The following is a 23,440-nucleotide window of genomic DNA, read 5'->3' on the forward strand; positions in this document are numbered from 1 at the left end:
TGTTCAGCAGGCAATGAACGTCAGCGGCAGATCGCGGATCTGCACCGGTGCGCTCGGTTGGTAATGGTCATCACTGGTCAGCTCGTGCAGCAGTTCTTCACGCAGCTGATGAAAGTCGTAACTGCTGCGCTGGCGCGGGTGCGGCAGGGCGATATCGACCACTTGCTTGATCCGCCCCGGACGCGGCTCCATCACCACCACGCGGTCGGCCAGAAAAATCGCTTCCTCGACATCGTGGGTCACCAGAATCGTGGTGATCTTTGCTCGCTCGCGGATTGCCAGCAGCTCGTCCTGCATCTGCTGGCGAGTCAGTGCGTCGAGGGCGCCGAAGGGTTCGTCGAGCAACAGGATTCGCGGGCTGGCGACAAGGCCGCGAGCAATCGCCACGCGCTGCGCCATGCCGCCGGAGAGTTGATGCGGATAGGCCTCGGTGAAATCGCTGAGGCCGACCAGCTCGATGAAATCCTTGATGCGTTGTTGTTTCTGCGCCCCGCTCAGCGGTTCATTGACCAGACCGAGGCCGATGTTGTCGGCGACCGTCAGCCACGGAAACAGACGATGCTCCTGAAAGACGATGCCGCGCTCGCCGCCGATGCCGCTGACGGCCTTGCCATCGACACTGATGTGCCCGCGAAACTCGGTGTCGAGGCCGACCAGCAAACGCAGCAAAGTGGATTTACCGCAGCCGCTGGAGCCGACGATGGCGACGAATTCGCCCTCGGCGATGTCCAGGTTGAATTCGCGAATCGCCTCCAGTTCGAAACCGTTGACGGCGAAGGATTTGCCTACGTGGTTGAAGCTGACAATCGGTGCGTTCATGCGTGTCTCCAGCGGGTCGCGCGAATTTCCAGGCGTTGGCCGATCAGGTTGAGCAGGGCGCCGGTGAGGCCAACCAGCAGCATGCCGGCCATGATCAGATCCATGCGCAGCAGCTGCTGCGCGCCGATCATCTGGCTGCCGATGCCGCCATTGGAAGGCATGAAATATTCAGCACCGATGGTGCCGAGCCAGGCGTAGATCAGGCTCAGTCGGAGCCCGGCGAAAATCCCCGGCGCAGCGCCGGGCAGCACCAGTCGACGCAGGCGCTGGCCGAGGCTCAGGCGCAGCACTTGCGCGGCTTCGTTGAGTTGCGGCGAGAGGTTGGCGACGCTGCGCTGGGTGGCGATGAACAGCGGGAAGAATGCAGCGAGGGCGACAAAGACCCACTTGGCCGGTTCGCCGAGGCCGAACCAAGCGGTGAGCAGCGGCACCCAGGCGAAAATCGCAATCTGCCGCAGTGCGGCGAGTGTCGGGCCGAGCAGGCGTTCGCTGAAACGCGACAGGCCGAGGAGCAAGCCCAGGGCAAAGCCCAATCCGCCACCGATCAGCAGGCCACCGAGGGTGCGGCTCAGGCTCAGCGCCATGCCGCTGACCAGCGTGCCGTCGAGCAGTCCGTCCCATGTCGTGCTCAGTACAGCCAAAGGGCTGACCAGAATATTTGCGTCTACCCACTGCTGATCATTCGCCAGTTGCCACAGCGCCAACAAGCCCAGCGGCAGCAGCCACGGTTGCAGGCGTTGCCAGCCCTGATAGCGCGGGCCGCGAGTGATTTGTGCGGTGGCCGGGTGCGGCCAGTGCACCAGTTTGCGGTCGAGCAGACCGATGCCGCGATCCATGGCCACGCCGATCAGACCGATGACCACGATGCACACGAACACGATGTCGAGCATGAACAACTGCCGCGCCCAGACCATCAGATAGCCGATGCCCTCACTGGAGGCCAGCAGTTCGACCGCCAGCAACGAGGTCCAGCCGGCGGCGAGCGCCAGGCGCACACCGGCCATGAACGCCGGCAACGCAGCGGGAAGCACCAGGCGCCGAATCAGCAAGCGCGGCGGCAGGCGCAGCACGGCGGCGGCTTCGCGCAGTTTCGGTTGCGCATCGCGCACGCCAACCAGTGTGTGCAAGGTCACCGGCACCACAATGGCCTTGATCAGCACCACCAGTTTCAGCAGTTCGCCGATGCCAAAAAACACCATGAACAGCGGAATCCACGCCAGCGTCGGCACCTGCGCCAATCCAGCGAATGTCGGAAAAACCAGGCGCTCCAGACGTCGGCTGAAACCCAGTGCGGCGCCGAGCACCGCGCCGGTCGAAACGCCTGCCAACAAGCCCCAGAACAACCGTTGCAGGCTGATCCACAAATGACTCCACAACTCGCCTTGGGCCAGTTCCACAGCGCTGCTCCACACCAGCGATGGCGCCGGCAGGATCTGCTCGCTCATCCACTGATTGCGCGCGGCCAGCCACCACAGGACGAACAGACTGACGGGCAACAGCCAGGGCAGCAAACGTTGATTCAGGCGGGGCCAGGTGCAACGGCTTTTCAGCGGCGGCGCGGCCAGCGGCAGGCTGAGCAGGGATTGACGGGCCATGGGTGACCTCCGTTGTCGGGTTGCATGGCGAACCGCTTTTCATGTGGGAGCGAGCCTGCTCGCGAAATGGCTGTTTAAGGCAGCATTGATGGCGGCTGGCATGGCCTCTTCGCGAGCAGGCTCGCTCCCACATTGGGTTTCGTCATATATGAAACTGATCTAACAGAGTTGCGTTAGATGCTATCGGGAGATAAGCGAATCCATTTAAGGCTTGCCTGCTTACGCGCATCCAATGCATTCGAAGAATATTTTCGATGCTGTTAATGCATATTGCGCTGCAAACCGCACACGCCCTCGCTTAGGTCATATAGATATAAAAATGTGCATTTATAGTATTTAAGTGAAGGTATGCATCCAGCCTACTTTCGGCTCCTCAGCGATCAAGGAGCCGCACCCATGAACCTTCCCTTCAAACGAATCATCAGCCTGCTGGCCGCCCCGGCACTTGCAGGCTTTCTTGCGCTTGGCGCCCAAGCCGAAGAACTCAAGGAAATCCGCATCGCCGTGCCCGACCTCAGCGCGGGCGCTCAACACAGCGGCGGCGGCATCGTCGATGTGCTGCGCGATCAGCAGATCTTTGAAAAGGCCTTCGCCGAGCAGGGCATCAAGATCCAGTGGAGTTTCTTCAAGGGCGCCGGGCCGGTGATCAATGAGGCGTTTGCCAATGGGCAGGTCGATCTGGCCTATCTCGGCGATCTGGCCGCGATCATCGGCAAATCCAATGGTCTGGACACGCGCCTGCTCAGCGCCACGGCGCGTGGGGTCAAGCAATACCTCGGCGTGGTGCCCGGCTCGGGGATCAAGACGCTGCAGGATCTCAAGGGCAAACGCGTGGCGATCTTTCGAGGGACGGCGACGCAGCTGTCGTTCGATGCGGCGCTCGCCAGTCAGGGCCTGAGCGAGAAGGATCTGAAGGTGATCAATCTGGATTTCAACGCGGCGGTTTCGGCACTCGCGGCCAAGCAGATCGATGCCTCGTGGGGCAGCTCCGCGCTGAGTGCCTTGCAAGCCAAAGGCCTGGCGGAATTGCCGCTCAACACCAAGGACCTTGGCGGCGCTGGCAGCGTGCAGGCGGTGTTGCTGGGTAATGGCAAGTTTGTCGACGCCCATCCAGAGGTCATTGCGAAACTGCTCAAGGCGCAGCAGCAAGCGGTCGAGTGGCTGACTCAGGACAGCAACAAGGACGCCTATGTGCAGCTGGTATCAGGGCTGGCCAGTTATCCGCCGGTGATTCTTGCTCAGGATCTGAAGGATCAGAATCTCAGCGAGATTTTCCCGTCGACACTGGATCCGGTGTTCTTGAGCGGCCTGCAGGACAAGGTCGACTTGGCGGCGCAGCAGAAGCTGATTCGCAAGCCGTTCAAGGTCAGTGATTGGGTGGCGCCAGAGCTTTCTGCAGCCAGGCTTTAGATCTCCAGCGTCTGCACTGGCCGCTTCGCGAGCAGGCTCGCTCCCACACTGGAACCGGGTTCATAGCCAAATGTGGGAGCGAGCCTGCTCGTGAAAAGGTTCAGACAGCGACGCTGACATCCTGCCGATCCACCGCCACCAACGTCTCGATCATTGCCCTCGCCGCCGGCGACAACCGGAATCCGGTGCGGCTGACGATACCGCAGCGCGCGTTCATGCTTTCGAGGTTCTGCGGCAGGTTGCGCCAGTGCAGCAGCACCAGCGAGCCCTTGGCGACATCCTCGACAAACGCCTCCTCGGTACCGACACCTATCGCATTGGATTGCAGCACCACTTTGACCAGTGCCGGAAAGTGCTCGGTCTCGATGGTCGGCGAGAAATCGATGCGCCCGCTCAGGTTCGCCAGCAGCTTGCGAATGCCCGGCGGGATCAGCGTGGCGGCCAACGGGTAGTCGAACATGTCGTTGGTCGACAGGCTTTCCTTGGCCAGCAACGGATGCCCCGGCCGGCAGAAAAATACCCCGCGCTTGGGCGTCAGCGGTTGCGTCTGGAAATTCGGGTCGGACTCGAAATGGCGGATGTCGGCGATGAAGAATTCGATCTCTTCGCGGCTCAGCGCACGGCTAAGCTTTTCCCAGTTATCCACTTGAAAACAGGTGCGCACTTTCGGGTGGGCATTGATGAATTGCGCCACCGCGTCCGGCACCAGTTTCACCGCCGGCGCCGGGCCGCAGCCGAAGTGCACTTCGCCGGCGTCGAGCTTGGTCATTTGCGTCACTTCAGCGCTGAGCAACGCTGCGCCCTGCACCAGGCTCAAGGCATGTTGCAGCACCACCTGGCCCTCGGGCGTCGGGCGCAGATCCTTGTTGCCGCGATCGACCAGCACGCAACCGAACTCCTGCTCCAGCCCCTGAATGCTGCGGCTGAACGCCGGTTGAGTGATGCCCATGGCGTCGGCCGCACGGACAAAACTGCGGTGTTCGTTAAGAGCGATGAAGTAGCGCAACTGGCGAAGATCCATATGCTTTTCCGGCATCCTAAAAATAGCTCGAAGGCATTTGCGAGGAGGGTTGCTTGAGGTTTTAAATGCAAGCTCTTATTCCGTCAACGAAGCATGCGAATATCTATTAGACGTAAATGGAATATAGATAGAGCGTTGTTTCGCTGCCGCCAAAACCGCAAACCGTCGATGAGGGTCTTCCCATGAGCAATGCCGCACTCGCCGTAAAACCCGTTTCTCACGCGCTGGAAATTCACCCGGTAGCCGGTCGTATCGGTGCCGAAATCCGCGGCGTGCATCTGTCCGGTGAGCTGGACGCCGCCACTGTCGAAGCCATCCAGCAAGCCTTGGTCGAATACAAAGTGCTGTTCTTCCGCGAGCAGACGCAGCTCGACGATCAGCGTCAGGAAGCCTTCGCCCATCTGCTTGGCGAACCGGTGGCACACCCGACCGTGCCATCGCGCGAAGGCACCCGTTACCTGCTCGAGCTGGACGGCGCCGAAGGTCAGCGCGCCAACTCCTGGCACACCGACGTGACTTTCGTCGACGCTTACCCGAAAGCCTCGATCCTGCGCTCGGTGGTCGCCCCGGCCTTCGGCGGCGATACGCTGTGGGCCAACACCGCAACGGCATACAGCGGCTTGCCGAGCGAGCTGCGTGAGCTGGCCGACAAACTGACCGCTGTGCACAGCAACGAGTACGACTACGCCGGTGCGAAGCCGGACGTCTCGGCAGAGAAACTGGAGCGCTACCGCAAAGTCTTCACCTCGACCGTTTACGAAACCGAGCATCCGGTGGTGCGCGTGCATCCGATCAGCGGCGAGAAGAGCTTGCTGCTGGGGCATTTCGTCAAACGCATCAAAGGTTATTCACAGGCGGATTCGGCGCACCTGTTCGGCTTGCTGCAGAGCCATGTGATCCGCCAGGAAAACACCGTGCGCTGGCGCTGGCAGGCCGGTGATGTGGCGATCTGGGACAACCGCTCGACGCAGCATTACGCCATTGATGATTACGGCACCCAGGATCGCGTGGTGCGCCGGGTGACGCTTAAGGGCGAGGTGCCGGTGGGGGTGAACGGGCAGCGCAGCCAGACCATCAAGGGCGCGGATATCGTCGGCGTCTGATCGGGCCTCTTCGCGAGCAGGCTCGCTCCCACAATGGATTTGTGCCGAACGCTAGGATGTGATCGACGCCAATCCCTGTGGGAGCGAGCCTGCTCGCGAAGGGCTTTCACCACACTCCGATCTGAACAACCTTCTCGGTTTCCGGCTCACCATAACGAAACCGCTGCCCGCGCAAATCGATCTCCTGATGGCTGATCGTCGTGCGCCGCTTTAGTCCGCGTACCCATTCAAACAGATACCCCGCATGCTCCTCGCGCACCGCCCCGTACGCCGGGTCCTCACCCAGATCATTCAGCTCCTGCGGATCATTCAACAGATCAAACAACTGCGGTCTAAACCCGTCGTACGCCAGGTATTTCCAGCGCTCGCTGCGCACCATGGTCATGCGGCAACGGTCGATCGGCTGGCCGAGGCGTTCCCGCGCCGGTGCCTGAAAGGCGTAGTCGTACTCGCTGATTGCATAACGGCGCCAATCGGGATTTTCCCCGTGTAGCAACGGGATCAGTGAACGCCCTTCAAGCCGATGCTCTGCTGCCGGCAATCCCAGCGCTTGAAGAAAAGTCGGCAGCGCATCGATGGTTTCTGTCAAGCGCTCATCGACAGTGCCACGAGTGACATCCGCCGCCGCCCGGGGGTCGCGCACGATCAATGGCACGCCCACCGCCTGCTCCAGTAAAAACTCCTTCTCGCCGAGCCAATGATCGCCGAGGAAATCGCCGTGATCGCTGGTGAACACGATCAACGTGTCATCCCAACGCCCGTTGCTCTGCAGAAAATCGAACAGCCGCCCCAACTGATCATCCACTTGCTTGATCAGGCCCATGTAGGTGGGGATTACATTCAATCGTACTGAATCGCGGGAGAAGTTGCGGCTTTCCTCATGTTGGCGAAAGGCAGTGTATACGGGGTGTTTGCTGGCTTCGGAGAGCGTCGCGCGGATCGGTTGCAGAATCGATTTCGTACTGTACAAGGCGTGGTATGGAGTCGGTACGATATAGGGCCAGTGCGGTTTGATGTACGAGAGGTGTAAACACCAGGATTTCTCGCCTTGCTCGGTGATGAAGTCGATGGCCCGATTTGTAGTGTAGACAGTCTCTGAGTGTTGCTCGGGAATTCGTGCTGGCAAATTCGCATGACGCATTTTCCAGCCGCTGAGGATTTCACCGTTCTCGCCTTCGGCGGCATTCGCCCAGTCGTGCCAGGGATTCTTGCCATCGAAGCCCTGCGCGCGAAGGTATTGGGTATAGGGCGCGGATTCGCGCTTGTCGTCGAATGACGGATCGTCGGGGTAGATACCGTCGTGGCGCAGGTAGGGTTCGAAGCCGACCTCATTGAGCAACTCGGCTTGCGCGCTTTCCGGGTTGATCGCCAGGCGCTGCAAGGCGTCGACATTGGCCGTCGCATGGGTCTTGCCGACCAGCGCGGTGCGGATGCCGTGAGGTCGCAGGTAATCGCCGATCGTCAATTCATCCAGCGGCAACGGCACCGCGTTCCAGGCCACTTGATGGCTGCTGACATAGCGCCCGGTGTAGGCCGACATCCGCGACGGGCCGCAGATCGTGCCTTGGGTGTAGGCGCGGCTGAAACGCACCCCTTGAGCTGCGAGGCGATCGATATTCGGTGTATGCAGATGCGGGTGGCCGTAGCAGGACAGGTAATCGCGGCGCAGTTGATCGCACATGATGTACAGCACGTTGCGCACGGGGTTGGATGGGGTGGGCATGGGGTTCACCGGTCAGTGGGACAGGTGAGGGTTTTCGCTGTCGGTGAGGGTGTTCGGCAAGTGCATTTGGGGAATGGTTTTTATGCAGCGATTGCATCAGCCTCTTCGCGAGCAGGCTCGCTCCCACATTTGAAATGCGTATTCCTGTGGGAGCGAGCCTGCTCGCGAAGGGGCCAGCTCAGACCGCGAAATTCTCCAGCGAACACACCTCCTCATCCTCCGCATCAACCACTTTGATCTGCTCAATCATCGCTTCGGCCAGCGGCGACAACCGATACCCCGCACGGCTGACAATGCCGTAGCGGGTGTACAGCTCCTCCAAATCATCGGCCAGGCCGTCAATCTTCAAACAAACCAGCTCACCCTTGGCCAGATGCAGCGCATCGGAATACGCGCCGACAATTCCGATCGCCTCCGAACGCAGCACCACGCTCAACAGCGTCGAACCGTTTTCGCATTCCACATTCGGGGTGAAATCAGGGCGGCCGCTGAGGTCGACGATGACCTTGCGCAGGTTTGGCGGGCGAATGCTCACTGCCAGTGGATAACTCAGCAACTGCTCGGCGGTGATCCGTTCAAACGCCGTCAATGGATGCCCGGCGCGGCAGCAGAAATGCCATTTGCGTGCCCGCAGGCGGTGGGTCTGGTAATCCGGATCGGCCTCGAATTGCCGTGTATCGGCGACGAAGAATTCGAACTCTTCGCTGAGCAGGCGTTTGCTCAGGCTCTGCCAGTCATCGACCTGAAACTGCACCCGCGCTTTCGGGTAGCGGCCGATGAACGCGCCGATCGCGCGCGGTATCAATCCGGCCGCCGGCGCCGGCCCGCAACCGAAGCGCAACTCCCCGGCTTCGAGGCCGTTGAACTGGCTGATCTCGTTGGCCATCTGCTGCGCACCACTGACCAGTCGCCGTGCGTGTTCGAGCAGGACCTGGCCCTCTTTGGTCGGCGGCAATTCCTTGCGTCCACGGTCGACCAACTGGCAGCCGACGCTGTGTTCCAGCGCCTGAATGCTGCGGCTGAATGCCGACTGCGACAGGTTCACCGCCTGCGCGCCAGCGACGAAGCTGCGTTGCTCAACCAGAGCAATGAAGTGACGCAATTGGCGCAAGTCGATATGCATTTTTCACATAAAAAATATCCGGGAAATGCATTGGATATGCATTAGGTCGACTCCTTATAAAGGCAATCTCTTATGCAGTAAATATTTCGAAATCCATAAATAAATAACTTAAAAGAATATGCAGCACTGAAGATGTCTGTGTGTTTTTTGACCAGGAGCCGCGCCATGAGTCCGTTGAATCTCGCGTTACCCCCATCACCCCGACGGCTCAAACGCCTGCCTTTGGCGCTATTGCTGGCAGGCAGCGCCAGCTGGACTCACGGCTATGCCGCCGAAGCCGAAACCCCTCCGCCCGTCCCCGCAGGCACAGCGGCGGCCAACGGTTCGCAGCTGGAAACCGTGACCGTCACCACCCGCCGCCGCGAAGAAAGTTCGCAAGACGTGCCGACGCCAATGAGCGTGGTCAGTGGGCAGAATCTGGAGACGCAACGGGTTTACCGGATTCAGGACTTGCAGCAACTGGTGCCCAGCGTCAACGTCGCTTACATGCATGCGCGGCAGTCCAGCGTGTCGATCCGTGGCCTTGGTAACAACCCGGCCAGTGATGGCCTGGAAGGCAGCGTTGGCCTGTACATCGACAACGTTTATCTGGGCCGTCCGGGGATGGCGGTGTTCGATCTGATGGACATCGAACAGCTGGAAGTTCTGCGTGGGCCGCAGGGCACGCTGTTCGGCAAGAACACCACCGCCGGGGTTATCAACATCAGCACCCGCGCGCCGAGTTTCACGCCGGAACGCAGCATCGAAACCTCGGTCGGCGAGGACGGTTATTTCCAGACCAAGGGCACGATTTCCGGGCCGCTCAACGATCAGTTGGCCGGACGCTTTTCCGCCTATCGCACGCGCAGTGATGGCGATATCAAGAACGAATACGACGGCCACGACCTCAACGGCGGCTCCCGCGAGGGCTTTCGTGCGCAGCTGTTGTTCAAGCCCAATGAAGATTTCAATCTGCGCTGGATCGGCGATTACAACGAAGAAGATTCCAGCGCCGGCACCCGCGTGCTGTACAACACCGGGCCGACCATCAACGGCGTCAATCTGTATGAATCGCGAGCCAGCGCGGCCGGGGCGACGCTGGTCAACGGACGGCATCGCAAGGTCAATCTGGACAACGACCAGCACGTCACCGTGCATCAGGGCGGCACGTCGGTGGAAGCCAATTGGACGTTGCCGAGCGACTTCACCCTGACGTCGATCAGCTCTTATCGCTTCTGGAATTTCACCCCGCGCAACGATGACGGCCTCAATGTGCCGGCCAGTTACAACGCCGGTGTGTCGGTGGAAGACAAACAGTACTCGCAGGAATTTCGCCTTGCCTCGCCCAAGGGCGAGTTCTTCGATTACGTGGTCGGTGCCTACTATTTCGGCTCGGATCTGGACAACAAATCCTTCTCCTATTACGGCCCGCAGGCCGACATCTGGAATGGCACACCGGCGGGCAGCCTGGCCAACGTCACCAGCGTCGGCAACGGCCATATCCAGACCGACAGTTTCGCCCTGTTTGCCCAAGGCACCTGGCACCTGAGTGAACGTCTCGATTTTACCGCCGGGGTGCGTGGCACCTACGAAGAGAAAAACGCTTCGGTCAGCCGCAACGCGCCGGTCGGCGGCGTGGCGGTGGCGGGTGCGGCAGCCAATGCGCGTCGGGGGCGTGCCGGCGTCTACGATTCCGGTGATTTGAATCAGTACAGCTCCAGCCCCTCGGGACTGCTCAACCTGAGCTATCGCATTACCGACGACGTGCTCGGTTACGCGACGCTGTCCCACGGCGAGAAATCCGGCGGGGTCAACCTCGCGGTCGGCTCCGCACCTACCGCTGGCGCCGACTCGTTACTGATCGGCACCGAGCGCGCCAACAACGCCGAACTCGGCTTCAAAAGCACCCTGTGGGATCGCCGCCTGCAACTCAACGCCAACGTATTCTGGACCCAGGTCAACGCCTACCAGACCAACGCCTATGACGCCGCCAACCGCGTGCAATACCTGACCAACGCAGGCTCGGTGCGCTCGCGTGGCATCGAGTTCGAAAGCACCTTGGTGCCGCTGCGTGGCCTGACCCTGAATTTCAACGGCTCGTACAACGACGTCAGCTACCTCTCGTACAAGGATGCGCCGTGCCCGCCGGAAGTCAGCCAGGCCCCGGGTGCGCCGGCCTCGTGCGACCTCAGCGGCCATCAAGTGGTCGGCGCGTCGAAATGGATCGGCAACGCTAACGGCGAATACAAATGGAATCTGGCTAACGGCTTCGAACCCTACGTCACCGGCAGCTACGCGTTCCGCTCCAAAGCGGTGGGCACGGTGGAGGATTCCGATTACGGGCAGATCCCCAGTTACGCGGTGGTCAACTTCTCCACTGGCCTGCGCGGCGATTTCAATCAGGGCCAGTGGGACGTCTCGCTGTGGCTGAAAAACGCCTTCGACAAAACCTACTACACGACCCTGTGGACGGGCGGCAACGGCGGCTATGAAGGCCTGCTCGGCACACCGCGCACGTTGGGCGTCACCGGTCGCTACGACTTCTGATTCGTCATTCAAGGAGCTGCATCATGTTGCGTATCAAAACGGCTTTGCCGGTGTTGCTGTCCGGCGCAGTGCTCAGTGCCGGCGCCCTCGCCGCACCGAGTGTTTACCCGACGGGCGTCACTCGTTACGACCCGAACAAGGCGTTCAACCAGTACGTGATTTTCAGCGGCGCCGACAAACAGACGCACCTGATCGACATGAATGGTAACGAGGTGAAAACCTGGCCGCAGGCGGGCTTCCCGTCGGCGATTATCGATCCGAAACTGGTCGGCGGCGAGCGTGGGCATGTGCTGCTGCAACTGAGTGAAAAGAATCCCGGCAAGCTCGGTTCGGCCGGCAACGGTCTGGGCAACCAGAGCGTCGGCGAACTCGACTGGGACGGCAAAGTCGTCTGGCAGTGGGGCGACAAAGCACCTGGTGGCGCGGCGCAACAGCACCATGATCAGCGCCGTTTGAGCAACGGCAACACCGTGGTGCTTGCGAACAAGGTGCACAAGGTCAAAGGCTTCAAAGTGCCCGAGGTGATCGACGATGCGATCTATGAAGTCAGGCCCGACGGTGCGGTGAAATGGCAGTGGCTGGCCTCCGAACATCTCAATGAATTCGGCTTCACTGCCGAGCAGTTGAAACTGGTGCGTGCCAGTGGAAATCCGGACTACCTGCATATCAACAACCTCAGCCTGGTAGGGCCGAACAAGTGGTTCGATGCCGGTGACAAGCGCTTCAATCCGGACAATCTGTTGATCGATTCACGCAACGCCAATTTCATCGCCATCATCGACAAAAGCAGCGGCAAAGTGGTCTGGCGGCTGGGGCCGAACCTGCCGCTGATCAATCCGAAAACCGCGCAGAAACTGCCGCGTCCGGTCGATCAGTTTGTCGGCCAGCACGACGCGCACATCATCCCCGCCGGGCTGCCCGGGGCCGGCAATCTGCTGGTGTTCGATAACCAGGGTTCGGCGGGCTATCCGAACGTCACCCTTGTCTTGATTTCCGGCTCGCGGGTGCTGGAAATCGACCCGCAGAAAAATGAAATCGTCTGGCAGTACAGCGCCGCCAATTCGAAGCAGCCGGGCTGGGCGTTCTACAGCTCGTTCATCAGCAGTGCGCGGCGCTTGCCCAATGGCAACACGCTGATTGACGAGGGCATGAACGGACGGTTTTTCCAGGTGACGGCCAACGGTGAAAACGTCTGGGAATACATCAGCCCGTATCTCGGCAAGGCACCGGGCAGCGATGCGATCAGCAACTGGGTGTATCGGGCGCTCCCTGTGAGTTATGACTGGGTGCCAACGGGCACGCCACGCTCCGAGACAGCGGTTATTGCACCCGTTGGCGGCGTGCACCAAACCAACGCCAGCCGTTAGTTGAATTGGAATTAATGCGCGAACGAACGGCGATAAGTTATGAGGCGGATGAATAGTGCTTATTGCAAATTCGTTAGTAAGTCACGTGGACAATAAGTAAATGTCCGACCATTCTGACTGTCGTGAGTTTCCAGGAGGAAACTTGCTCTCATCGGAAGATACTTATCCAACGATAAAGGAAATCTCGTTATGTCGAGCATTAATGGCACTTATGTAAATTCAAACTCGGGCGCCAAGCTGGTGATTACCGATGGTAATGATTCCAACGGCTCGTTCAGCGGAACGTTGAGTCAGGGTGGCGTGAATTACGACATCCGTTATGGAAACTACCATTTCCAGAACAGTACCGGTAACCCGACCACCATTGCAGTACTTGCTCAGAATGGTAATAGCGGTTATCAGACATGGACACTGTTTTCGCCGGATCATAATTACGCAAAATTGCGCGCTGCCGGCTCCCGTACAAACTTCGATGGTGATGTGGTGACCTTGGGCGGGGAATTCGTAAAACAGTAGTCTTGCTTGAAAAATTAAAAGGCCGGCGCACGAAAGTGCTCCGGTTTTTTTGTTATTCAGAAAAAATCATTATCAACTATCTACTTGGTATTAGTCGTCCTGCAAAACCGGGGCAGGCGAATTTGATGCGTTGCATGAATAATTTCGATGCCTGAAAAGCATGCACTTTCTCACCTGTCGCTGCAGCCCGCGTGGCACGTGGCTTTGGCGGAATTGATCAATTTATATATTCCATAAAAGCCTATGGATAACGTTAAAGATTACTTTCGGAGATAAGCGGCAAGCCCAATGATTCACCCACCGATCCACCGTGGGGGATTCAACAAACGGTTGATCGGCAGTTTTTGTAGAGAACGCAAAAAGACCGCAGGGAGTTGAACAATGGGCAATGTCCAGACCGCCGCCAGCGCAGGGGAATTGCTGTGGCGGCACATGCCGAGTGGCGAGCTGGTCGATCTTGGCCGGCCGCATCGGGTGCCGTTGGGGCAGTTGCGTTTGCAACGTGCGCCAAAGAGCATTTTGAGTCGACGCGAAACCCTTTTGCTCGGTGTGCTCGCGTTGGTCGTGCATGGCGCGGTGATTTACTGGGTCAGCCAGAAACCGACGCCAGTGCTGCCGGTGGTACCGCCGGAAATTCCGCCGATGACCATCGAGTTTTCGCATCCGGCTCCGCCCGCGCGGCCGGTTGTTGCGCCGCCACCACCGGCACCGGTGGTCGAGCCGCCACCGCCAGTGGAGGACGAGTTGGCGGTGAAACCGCCGCCGCCCAAGCCGATCGCCAAACCCAAACCGGTGGTGAAACCGCCGCCCAAACCGGCGCCGAAGGCAGTAGAGCAACCGCCAGCGCCAGCGAAGCCCGCAGCCCCGGTCGCCGCGCCAGCGCCTCCTGCGCCACCGGCACCGGCGCCCGTTACCCCGGCGTCAGCCAACGCTGCGTATCTGAAAAACCCGGCACCGGAATATCCGTCGCTGGCCCAGCGTCGCGGTTGGGAGGGCACGGTGTTGTTACGGGTGCATGTGTTGGCCAGCGGCAAACCGGGCGAGATTCAGATTGCCAAAAGCAGTGGCCGGCAGCAGCTCGACGATGCGGCGCTGAATGCCGTCAAGCGCTGGAGTTTCGTCCCGGCCAAGCAGGGTGATGTCGCCCAGGACGGCTGGGTCAGCGTGCCCATCGATTTCAAGATTCATTAAACCGCAACCAAATTCGCGCGAAATGTTTACACGAGGGAACACATCATGACGTTACTGGCATCTCCACTGGAATCCATCGAAAGCGCGGTGATCTGGCTGCTGGTGGTTTTTTCCGTCGCCACTTGGGGCCTGGCTTTGCTCAAGGCTGTGCAGTTCGGTCGTCTGAAAGCGCAGGATCGGCGCTTTCACAAACGTTTCTGGGCGGCGTCGAGTCTGGATGCCGCCGCCGAGTTGAGCGAAACCCAGCCCGGCGCCGCAGCGCGCGTGGCGCAGGCCGGTTACGCAGCAATCCAGGTGGGCGAGGCGCCGCAGGCGAATGATCTGAGCCAGGCGATCAACCATCAGGATCGCCTCGAGCGTGCCTTGCGCCAGCAGATCGTCCGCGAACGCCGTTCGCTGGAAACCGGTCTGGCGGTGGTCGCGAGTATTGGCAGCACCTCGCCGTTCATTGGTTTGTTCGGCACGGTGTGGGGAATCATGGAAGCGTTGAAAGGCATCAGCGCCGCTGGTTCGGCAAGCCTGGAAACCGTGGCCGGCCCGATCGGTGCGGCACTGGTCGCGACTGGCGTGGGGATCGCCGTCGCGGTGCCGGCGGTGCTGGTTTACAACTACTTTCTGCGCCGTCTGAAATTGACCGCAGCGGATCTCGATGACTTCGCCCACGACTTCTACAGCCTGGCGCAGAAGAGTGCGTTCCGCGTGCTGATCCACCCGACCGCACACAAGGTTGCAACGTCGGGCAACGCGGCAAAAGTCAAGGAGGCGTCCTGATATGGCCTTCTCCACGCAAGACACCGATGAGGTGCTCAGCGAGATCAACGTGACGCCGCTGGTAGACGTGATGCTGGTGCTGCTGGTGGTGTTTATCGTCACCGCGCCGCTGCTGACCAACGCAATACCGATCAACCTGCCGAAGACCGAAGCGGTGGCGCCGGTCGAGCAGAAGGATCCGCTGGTGGTGAGCATCGACGGCGCCGGCAAGCTGTTTATCAACAAGGACGAGATTCAGCCCGACTTGCTGGAATTCAACCTCAAGTCGGCCAAGGCCAAGGACCCGGAAGTGCGCGTGCAATTGCAGGCCGATGACGGGGTGAATTACGGCGAAGTGGCGCGAGCCATGGCTTCGATTGAACGGGCGGGGATTACCAAGTTGTCGGTGATCACCGCGCGGTGACAGGTTTTCGTTTTTCCGGGGCCGTCTCCTTGGCAGGGTGCGGCCCTTTTTTTATTTCTGGCATTAGAAGCAAAGCCCTCACCCTAGCCCTCTCCCAGAGGGAGAGGGGACCGACCGTGGTGATTGTTCAAGGTACGCCGACCTGAGATTTCGAGTCGAACTCAGGATTTGAACGGCATGAAGATCGGCTCCCTTTCCCCCTCGCCCCCCGTGGGGGAGAGGGCTGGGGTGAGGGGGAAAAAGATTTCAAGCCATGCACAAATCTCATATTCAATTCAGGTCTTAATAAATAGCTTCTTATTCCTTAACGAATATAACTCCTCTCCCTATACTCGACCCGGAACAGACACGCCGCAGGAGAGCTTCCCATGCGCAACGAATCAATCCGCTACCTGATTGTGCCGGGCTGGCAAGGATCGCCAGAAGATCATTGGCAAAGCCATTGGCAGAACAGCCTGCCAAACAGCGCGCGGGTGGAACAGGCCGATTGGCTGACGCCGCGCCGTGAGGACTGGGTCGCCGCGCTGGCCGAAGCGATTGCCGCCGACAGCACGCCGGTCATTCTCATCGCTCACAGCCTCGGTTGCATCACCGTTGCCCACTGGGCGGCGACAGCGCCCCTGCAATACCTGCGTCAGGTGCGCGGGGCGTTGCTGGTTGCGCCGGCCGATGTCGAGCGCCCTGCATGTGCGCCGGCACTGCGCAATTTCGCGCCGATTCCGACGGACCTGTTGCCGTTCCCCAGTCAGGTCGTCAGCTCCGACAACGACGCCGCCGTCAGTGCGCCGCGCGCTTTAGAGCTGGCGCGCAACTGGGGCGCGGAGGCGGGGATTCTTGCCGGGGCCGGGCACATCAACGTCAAGTCCGGGCACCAGCGTTGGGAGCAGGGTTTCGCCTATCTCTATCGCCTGCAGAACCGCCTGGAACACCACGCCCGCCGTCGCGCCTGACCTTATTATTCAACGCCCCCGTCGGCTGGCGGTTTTGGGCGGGAGCCTGCCATGAGTTTCGAAACCTTCGGTCAGCCCTTGCTGACCTTTCCCGATGCGGAAAAAAGTCCCCTGAGCATTCGCGCCAAGGCGCTGGTGTTTGTCGACCCGCGCTCGCGGCAATTGCGCGAGGAGTTGGAGCAGTTGGCTCCACGTTCGATTTCAGTGTTGATTCGCGGTGAAACCGGAACCGGTAAAGAGCTGCTCGCTCGGCATATTCACCGCGCCAGCGACCGTAGTGGTCTGTTCGTTTCGGTGAACTGCGGCGCGATCAGCCCGACTTACGCCGACGCCGAACTGTTCGGCTACGCCGCCGGGAGCTACAGTGGTTCGGCCAGCAGCCGCGCCGGCTGGTTCGGTTCGGCCAACGGCGGCACTTTGTACCTGGATGAAATCGGCGATCTGCCGCTGCCGATTCAGATCAAGTTGCTTGCGGCATTGGAGAACCACGAAGTCACCCGCGTCGGTGCGCATCAGCCGAGCCCGGTGGATGTGCGTCTGGTGGCGGCGACCAGCATCGATCTGGCCCAGGCCGTGGACGCCGGGAAATTCCACGAGCGGCTCTATCACTACCTCAGCGAAGGTCATCTGGAGCTGCCGGCGTTGCGCGCGCGTACCGGCGACATTCTCTCGCTGGCGGAGTATTTCCTTGGCATCTACAGCCAGCGTCTCGACTTGCCCGTGCCGCTGATCAGCGAAGCCGCTCAGCATGTACTCGAACAACACAGCTGGCCGGGCAACACTCGCGAACTGGAAAACGTCATTCATTTCGCTCTATTGGTCAGCACCGGTGACGAGATTTTGCCGGAACACCTGAACCTGCCTGACGCGTCTGCGCCGCAGGTTCAGATCGAACGTCTGGTCAGGCAGACCCATATAGGTGGTAGCAGTGCAGAGCGTAAGGCCTTGAAAGATTGGCTGATTCGCTTGAGCGAGGCGGTGTGAACATTTTTTTCAACATGAACAAAATGGAATATGAAGCTGAATAAACGTTATTGTCCGGGAATAAAAAATACGGGTATTGTCCGCCTCACGCCAGCGATATCACTTCACTGGCACACGTATTAAATGCCGTCGTCGATGACGACCGTGATTTTCGATAAGGACACTGCATGAAAAAGGTTCTGTTGTTTACCGCATTGGCGGCTGCACTGACGGCTTCTTTCGCCAACGCTGGCGAGAAACTGGTGGTTGCCGCAACGCCGGTGCCCCACGCTGAAATCCTTGAGCTGATCAAGCCGACCCTGGCCAAAGAAGGCGTGGATCTGGAAATCAAGGTCTTCACCGACTACGTGCAACCGAACGTACAGGTTGGCGAGAAGCGTCTCGACGCCAACTACTTCCAGACCCTGCCGTACCTGAACAGCTTCAACCAGGGCAAATACAAGGATGACAAATCCAAGTACCTGGTGACCGTGCAGGGCGTTCACGTTGAACCGTTCGGTGGCTACTCGAGCAAGTACAAGACCCTGGCTGAACTGCCGGACGGCGCAACCATCGCCATCCCCAACGAAGGCAGCAACAGCGGCCGCGCCCTGATCCTGCTGCAGAAGGCTGGTCTGATCGAATTGAAAGATCCGAAAAACGCCTTGGCAACGCCGAAAGACATCGCCAAGAACCCGCACAATTTCAAGTTCAAGGAACTGGAATCGGCCCTGCTGCCGCGCGTGCTGAAGGAAGTTGATCTGGACATGATCAACACCAACTACGCGCTGGAAGCCAAGCTGAACCCGCAGAAAGATGCGCTGGTGATCGAAGGCGCCGACTCGCCGTACGTGAACTTCCTGGTGGCCCGTGAGGACAACAAGAACAGCGACGCGATCCAGAAACTGGCCAAGGCGCTGACCAGCCCGGAAGTCAAAGCGTTCATCGAGAAGAAGTACAGCGGCGCGGTGTTGCCGGCGTTCTGACCTGACTTGAGTGAATCTGCTTCAGATGCAAAAACGCCGATGGCCTGTGATGGTCATCGGCGTTTTTGTGTGTGCGTTAAAAAGCCCCTCACCCTAACCCTCTCCCAGAGGGAGAGGGAACCGATACGGGGATATTCGAGAGATACGCCGACCTGAACGTATCGCTCTGAATCCAGCATCGCTGAAGCCCAGCCAAGCCATAATCGCCAAGATCTTCCAGGTCGATGTACAACGCGAGACACCTCGGTCGGCCCCCTCTCCCTCCGGGAGAGGGCTGGGGTGAGGGGCTTTTGATTTACGCTGTGGTCTTCAACGCCCGTCTCAACGCCACCAGCAATTTCACAATGTCCTGCGGATCCAGCCGCTGCGGTACTTTTACGTCCATGTCTTTCTTCCTTGTGGTGAATGGGCCGGAGAGTCTGGCCAAAAGCTGTGGTTCCTTGGAGGTCTTTCGTGAAAAAAAGATCCGTCCTACAGCGCAAAGAAAAATAGCCGTCTTATTCCTTCCCGGCAAACCCACAGGATAGTTTTTTGGGTGATATCAATATGCTTTAACGGTATTTAAATTCTTGTTTTTATACCTATAAAGTCAGTGCCTGCCGGACAGCCATCCGCCGTCCATGGATTGCATCATCGCCGCTTACCAAGCAGCGTCAGGACGCTTAATGACTTTCGACTACGCCTTTATCCTCAGCACTCTGCCGGCTTTTCTGAAAGCCGTCGGCGTGACTCTGCAGGTCGGTTTGATCGCGATCGGCACTTCGCTGCTGGTCGCGCTGCTCAACGCGACGATTCTGGTGTTTCGCACGCCATACCTGCAGAAAATGGTCGGCCTCTACGTAGAGCTGGCGCGCAACACGCCGTTGCTGATTCAACTGTTCTTCGTCTACTTCGCGTTGCCGGCAGTGGGGATCCAGGTTTCCGGTTTCACTGCGGCAATCATCACCATGACTTTCCTTGGCGGCGCCTATCTCACCGAAGTGCTGCGCGCCGGCGTCGATGCGGTGCCCCAGGCACAACTGGAATCCGGGCGGTCAATTGGCCTGTCTCACGGGCAATTACTGCGTTACGTGATCCTGCCGCAGGCGGGGATTCTCAGCCTGCCTTCGCTTTTCGCCAATTTCGTTTTCCTGCTCAAGGAAACCACCGTGGTCTCGGCGGTAGCGGTGCCGGAAATCCTCTACACCACCAAAAGCTACATCGCGCTCTATTACAAAACCTACGAAATGCTCGCCGTGCTGACGCTGATCTGCGTGCTGTTGTTCTTGCCGCTGTCGCTGTTGCTCAGCCGTCTGGAAAGGAGGCTCCAGCATGGCCAGTTCGGGTCTTGAGTTGCTGTGGATATCGTTGCCGCAACTGGCCAGAGGCGCCGGGCAGACTTTGTCGATCTCGTTTCTGAGCATCGCCATCAGCACGGTCGGCGGCGTGCTTTACGGTGTTTTGCGCACGTTGAACGTTACGTGGCTCAACGCGATTTTGCGTATCTATCTGGAGCTGTTCCGGGCGATTCCGGTGCTGGTCTGGTTGTATCTGCTGTTCTTCGGCTTGCCGATTTTCTTCGGCCTGAGCCTGCCGAGCTTCTGGTGCGCGGTGCTGGTGCTGTCGCTGTGGGGCGCCAGCGAGGTTGGCGAAGTGGCGCGCGGTGCGCTGCATTCGTTGCCGCGCGGGCAGCGTGAAGCTGGGCTGTCGATCGGCCTCAATGCAGCTCAACTTTATGGCTACGTGCTGCTGCCGCAAGCGCTCAAGCGCATGACGCCGCCGACCATCAATGTCTATACGCGGATCATCAAGACCAGTTCCCTGGCGGTGCTGATTGGCGTGGTGGATGTGATCAAGGTCGGCCAGCAGATCATCGAGCGCACCTACGAATCGGTACTGATCTACGGCGCATTATTCCTGTTTTTCTTTTTCATCTGCTACCCGCTCTCGGCCGCTTCGCGCGTGCTGGAGCGGCGCTGGACGCAAGCATGAGCGCACTGATCGAGTTTCACGGGTTCAACAAATTCTATGGCGCGCAGCAGGTGCTCGATGGCATCGACCTGCAAGTGCAGAGCGGCGAAGTGGTGGTCATTCTCGGACCCAGCGGTTGCGGCAAAAGTACTTTGCTGCGTTGCCTCAATGGTCTGGAAGAGGCCCACAGCGGCAGCCTGAAATTCCTCGACCGCGAGCTGTTGGACAAGACCACTGACTGGCGCAAAATCCGTCAGCAGATCGGCATGGTGTTCCAGAGTTATCACCTGTTCCCGCACATGAGCGTCCTGGACAATCTGCTGCTCGGCCCGCTCAAGGTGCAGAAGCGTCAGCGCCGAGAAGCGCAACAGCAGGCCGAAGCCTTGCTTGAGCGTGTCGGCCTGCTGGACAAGCGCGATGCTTTCCCGCGTCAGCTCTCGGGCGGCCAGCAGCAGCGCATCGCCATTGTCCGATCGCTGTGCATGAATCCTCGGGTCATGCTCTTCGACGAAGTCACCGCTGCCCTCGACCCGGAAATGGTCAAGGAAGTGCTGCAAGTCATTCAAGGCCTGGCCCGCGAAGGCATGACCCTGTTGATCGTCACCCACGAAATGGCCTTCGCCCGGGCGGTGGCCGACCGCATCGTGTTCATGGATGCCGGGCGCATCCTTGAACAGTCCCCACCCGAGATTTTCTTTACGAACCCGCAAACCGCACGCGCGCAGCAGTTTCTGGAGAAGTTCTCCTTCGTTGCCACACTGCCAAAAACGAATCCGACAAAGGAACTGGAACCGCTATGAAAACTGCCGCTTTGTTACTGCCCCTGCTCAGCCTCGCCCTGCTTGCCGGTTGTGGTAAAACCGAAGAGCCGCCAAAGCCGAAAGTCGCCAGCGAAAGCGCCGCGCCGGCCGGTTATCTGGACAAGATCAAGGCCCGCGACAAACTGATTGTCGGCGTCTTCACCGACAAGCCACCGTTCGGTTTCGTCGATGAGGCCGGACGCTACGTTGGCTTCGATACCGACATCGGTCGGCGTTTCGCCAAGGATCTGCTCGGCGATGAAAACAAGGTCGAGTTCGTTGCCGTCGAGCCGGCCAGTCGCATTCCGTTTCTGCAGAGTGACAAGGTCGACCTGATTCTCGCCAATATGACCGTCACCCCGGAGCGCAAGGAAGCGGTGGAATTCACCAACCCGAACCTCAAGGTGGCCGTGCAGGCGCTGGTGCCGCAGGGCAGTTCGGTGAAGAAACTTGATGACCTGGCCACGCGCACCACGATTGTCACCACCGGCACCACCGCGGATATCTGGCTGACCAGGAACCACCCGGACTGGAAACTGCTCAAGTTCGAGAAGAACTCCGAATCGCTGCAAGCCTTGGCCAATGGCCGTGGCGATGCCTATGCGCAGGACAATCTGGTGCTGTTCAGCTGGGCCAAGCAGAACCCGGGCTATCGCGTGCTCGAAGAAAAGCTCGGAGCCGAGGCGCCGATTGCGCCAGCCGTGAAGAAGGGCAATCTCGAGTTGCGTGACTGGGTGAATACCGAGCTGGCCAAATTGGGCGAGGAGAAATACCTGCTCAAGCTGTATGACCAATATGTGCGCAAAGAACTGAGCGATGAGACCCGGCCTGAGAGTGTGATTGTTGAAGGGGGCAAGTGGCAGGGCTAGTGCCTTGATTCAGCGGTGACGCTTGAATCGCTTTCGCGAGCAGGCTCGCTCCCACATTCGACCGCGTACGATTGTGGGAGCGAGCCTGCTCGCGAATTTTTCAGTCACCGCTCAATCCGGCCAATGCCACGCCGGCTCATCCAGCACCCGCTGCCCGACAATCCCGGTCTGCCCCAGCGTTTTCTCCAGCACGATGCAATTGCACTCGGGATCTTCCTGCAACGCCGAGATCAGCCGCCGTGCATGGGACACCACCCACACCTGACACTGCTGCGAAGCGCGAATGATCAGCCGTGCCAGCGCCGGCAGCAGGTCCGGGTGCAGGCTGGTTTCCGGTTCGTTGAGCACCATCAGCGATGGCGGTCGAGGGGTCAGCAGGGCGGCGATCAGCAGCAGATAGCGCAGGGTGCCGTCGGAGAGTTCTGCCGCTGACAGCGGTCGCAACAAGCCTTCCTGATAAAACTCGATAGCGAAACGGCCACCGGCCAACAATGCAATGTTCAGCCGCGCGCCGGGAAACGCATCGCTGATCGCCGCTGTTAACGACTGCGGATCGCCAATCTCGATAATCGTCTGCAGGGCCGCTGCCAGATCACGGCCATCGTGATGCAGCACGGGCGTGCGTGTGCCCAGTTGCGGCTGACGCACCGGCGCGTCGGCATCGCTGCGAAAGTGATCATAAAAGCGCCAACGCCGGATGAATTCGCGCATCTGGAACACTTCCGGCGAGCTGCGCAGATTGCCGACCTGATCGAACAGGCTGTCGAAATTCGGCGTGTGTTGTGCCAGCACATCCCAGGCGCGACCTTCGCGGGCACGGATCATCGGACCGTTGCGATCGACCAGCAGGCTCGCCGGGCGGAACACCGGGCCGGCCCAGATGCACTCACGCTTGATTTCCGGGTCGAGGGAAAAGCATGAAGTGCTCGGCTCCGGCAGGCCCAGGCCGATGGCGTAACTGAAATCCTCGCCGGCGAATCCCAGGCGCAACCTTTTCACGCCGTGGCGCACCGTCGGCTCGATCGCCACCTCACCGTTGCGCATGCGTCGGCTGATGGTTTCCGGTCCGGCCCAGAACGTCGAGTCCAGCCCGCCTTCACGCGCCAGCGCGTTGACCACGCCGCCCTGGGCGGTTTCCGCCAGCAGGCGCAACGCGCGATAGAGATTCGACTTGCCGCTGCCGTTCGGCCCGGTGATCAGGTTCAGACGCCCGAGCGGAATCACCAGTTTGTTGATCGAGCGGTAATTGGCCACGGCCAAGGTATAAAGCATGGAATTCCTTCTCTTCGGGCGGCCCTTGTAGGAGCTGCCGAAGGCTGCGATCTTTTGATCTTGAAAAAGCAAAGATCGCTGC

21 protein-coding genes are annotated in these 23,440 nt (G+C 59.7%); 15 read left to right on the plus strand and 6 right to left on the minus strand.

The genetic code is table 11. The features are described 5' to 3' along the window. Window positions 1-3: 3 nt before the first annotated feature. Both PS14A_RS00320 and PS14A_RS00325 read right to left on the minus strand, forming a co-directional pair. Entirely contained in the window at window positions 4-819 is an 816-nt protein-coding gene (locus tag PS14A_RS00320; RefSeq protein ID WP_125918261.1) for an ABC transporter ATP-binding protein, read from the minus strand. Further along, the gene (locus PS14A_RS00325; RefSeq protein ID WP_212615021.1) at window positions 816-2,414 is read right to left on the minus strand and encodes an ABC transporter permease; all 1,599 of its coding nucleotides are present in this window, start codon (window positions 2,412-2,414) and stop codon (window positions 816-818) included. Before PS14A_RS00325 ends, PS14A_RS00320 begins: the two co-directional genes overlap by 4 nt. Window positions 2,415-2,810: 396 nt before the next feature. Between PS14A_RS00325 and PS14A_RS00330 the strand changes: the two genes are divergently transcribed. Beyond that, window positions 2,811-3,824 (plus strand): ABC transporter substrate-binding protein, encoded by a 1,014-nt coding sequence (locus PS14A_RS00330; RefSeq protein WP_212615022.1) that lies wholly within the window; start codon window positions 2,811-2,813, stop codon window positions 3,822-3,824. Window positions 3,825-3,924: 100 nt separating this feature from the next. Here PS14A_RS00330 and PS14A_RS00335 read toward each other — a convergent pair whose 3' ends face one another. Further along, entirely contained in the window at window positions 3,925-4,845 is a 921-nt protein-coding gene (locus PS14A_RS00335) for a LysR family transcriptional regulator (protein ID WP_212615023.1), read from the minus strand. Between the two features lie 182 nt (window positions 4,846-5,027). Between PS14A_RS00335 and PS14A_RS00340 the strand changes: the two genes are divergently transcribed. Then, window positions 5,028-5,948: a TauD/TfdA family dioxygenase gene (locus tag PS14A_RS00340; protein WP_212615024.1), complete on the plus strand. Its 921-nt coding sequence runs from the start codon at window positions 5,028-5,030 to the stop codon at window positions 5,946-5,948. A gap of 106 nt (window positions 5,949-6,054) precedes the next feature. On the opposite strand, the gene PS14A_RS00345 is transcribed toward PS14A_RS00340, so the two are convergent. Both PS14A_RS00345 and PS14A_RS00350 read right to left on the minus strand, forming a co-directional pair. Continuing rightward, a complete protein-coding gene (locus PS14A_RS00345; protein ID WP_212615025.1) occupies window positions 6,055-7,671 on the minus strand; it encodes an alkaline phosphatase family protein in 1,617 nt (538 codons plus the stop codon). 178 nt (window positions 7,672-7,849) lie between these two features. After that, window positions 7,850-8,794 carry a LysR family transcriptional regulator gene (locus PS14A_RS00350; RefSeq protein WP_212615026.1) on the minus strand — a complete coding sequence of 315 codons (945 nt, stop codon included), beginning with the start codon at window positions 8,792-8,794 and terminating at the stop codon, window positions 7,850-7,852. A gap of 165 nt (window positions 8,795-8,959) precedes the next feature. Between PS14A_RS00350 and PS14A_RS00355 the strand changes: the two genes are divergently transcribed. The 13 genes from PS14A_RS00355 to PS14A_RS00415 all read left to right on the plus strand — a co-directional run bounded on the left by PS14A_RS00355 (window position 8,960) and on the right by PS14A_RS00415 (window position 22,086). Beyond that, window positions 8,960-11,320, plus strand: a complete 2,361-nt coding sequence (locus PS14A_RS00355) for a TonB-dependent receptor (protein WP_212615027.1) — start codon at window positions 8,960-8,962, stop codon at window positions 11,318-11,320. Window positions 11,321-11,343: 23 nt separating this feature from the next. Beyond that, a complete protein-coding gene (locus tag PS14A_RS00360; RefSeq protein ID WP_212615028.1) occupies window positions 11,344-12,687 on the plus strand; it encodes an aryl-sulfate sulfotransferase in 1,344 nt (447 codons plus the stop codon). A gap of 189 nt (window positions 12,688-12,876) precedes the next feature. Beyond that, the gene (locus PS14A_RS00365) at window positions 12,877-13,203 is read left to right on the plus strand and encodes a hypothetical protein (RefSeq protein WP_122605710.1); all 327 of its coding nucleotides are present in this window, start codon (window positions 12,877-12,879) and stop codon (window positions 13,201-13,203) included. A gap of 381 nt (window positions 13,204-13,584) precedes the next feature. Beyond that, window positions 13,585-14,394, plus strand: coding sequence for an energy transducer TonB (locus tag PS14A_RS00370; protein WP_130912301.1), 810 nt, complete (start codon window positions 13,585-13,587; stop codon window positions 14,392-14,394). A gap of 45 nt (window positions 14,395-14,439) precedes the next feature. Beyond that, window positions 14,440-15,165 carry a MotA/TolQ/ExbB proton channel family protein gene (locus PS14A_RS00375; protein ID WP_041477454.1) on the plus strand — a complete coding sequence of 242 codons (726 nt, stop codon included), beginning with the start codon at window positions 14,440-14,442 and terminating at the stop codon, window positions 15,163-15,165. Window position 15,166: 1 nt separating this feature from the next. Continuing rightward, window positions 15,167-15,568 (plus strand): biopolymer transporter ExbD, encoded by a 402-nt coding sequence (locus tag PS14A_RS00380; protein WP_007972930.1) that lies wholly within the window; start codon window positions 15,167-15,169, stop codon window positions 15,566-15,568. A 368-nt stretch (window positions 15,569-15,936) separates the two neighbouring features. Next, window positions 15,937-16,518, plus strand: a complete 582-nt coding sequence (locus PS14A_RS00385; RefSeq protein WP_007918704.1) for an alpha/beta hydrolase — start codon at window positions 15,937-15,939, stop codon at window positions 16,516-16,518. A gap of 51 nt (window positions 16,519-16,569) precedes the next feature. Next, window positions 16,570-17,502 carry a sigma 54-interacting transcriptional regulator gene (locus PS14A_RS00390; RefSeq protein WP_122698836.1) on the plus strand — a complete coding sequence of 311 codons (933 nt, stop codon included), beginning with the start codon at window positions 16,570-16,572 and terminating at the stop codon, window positions 17,500-17,502. Between the two features lie 167 nt (window positions 17,503-17,669). Continuing rightward, window positions 17,670-18,467: a MetQ/NlpA family ABC transporter substrate-binding protein gene (locus PS14A_RS00395; RefSeq protein ID WP_016772222.1), complete on the plus strand. Its 798-nt coding sequence runs from the start codon at window positions 17,670-17,672 to the stop codon at window positions 18,465-18,467. A gap of 665 nt (window positions 18,468-19,132) precedes the next feature. Then, window positions 19,133-19,798, plus strand: a complete 666-nt coding sequence (locus PS14A_RS00400; RefSeq protein WP_212615029.1) for an amino acid ABC transporter permease — start codon at window positions 19,133-19,135, stop codon at window positions 19,796-19,798. Continuing rightward, window positions 19,779-20,438: an amino acid ABC transporter permease gene (locus PS14A_RS00405; RefSeq protein WP_212615030.1), complete on the plus strand. Its 660-nt coding sequence runs from the start codon at window positions 19,779-19,781 to the stop codon at window positions 20,436-20,438. The genes PS14A_RS00400 and PS14A_RS00405 overlap by 20 nt, the downstream gene beginning before the upstream one ends. Further along, the gene (locus PS14A_RS00410; RefSeq protein WP_212615031.1) at window positions 20,435-21,217 is read left to right on the plus strand and encodes an amino acid ABC transporter ATP-binding protein; all 783 of its coding nucleotides are present in this window, start codon (window positions 20,435-20,437) and stop codon (window positions 21,215-21,217) included. Before PS14A_RS00405 ends, PS14A_RS00410 begins: the two co-directional genes overlap by 4 nt. Next, the gene (locus PS14A_RS00415; RefSeq protein ID WP_212615032.1) at window positions 21,214-22,086 is read left to right on the plus strand and encodes a transporter substrate-binding domain-containing protein; all 873 of its coding nucleotides are present in this window, start codon (window positions 21,214-21,216) and stop codon (window positions 22,084-22,086) included. The genes PS14A_RS00410 and PS14A_RS00415 overlap by 4 nt, the downstream gene beginning before the upstream one ends. 111 nt (window positions 22,087-22,197) lie before the next feature. On the opposite strand, the gene PS14A_RS00420 is transcribed toward PS14A_RS00415, so the two are convergent. Further along, window positions 22,198-23,358 (minus strand): AAA family ATPase, encoded by a 1,161-nt coding sequence (locus PS14A_RS00420; protein WP_212615033.1) that lies wholly within the window; start codon window positions 23,356-23,358, stop codon window positions 22,198-22,200. Window positions 23,359-23,440 lie beyond the last annotated feature (82 nt).

This window comes from Pseudomonas sp. 14A, from assembly GCF_018132745.1.
Classification (GTDB): Bacteria; Pseudomonadota; Gammaproteobacteria; order Pseudomonadales; family Pseudomonadaceae; genus Aquipseudomonas; species Aquipseudomonas mercuritolerans.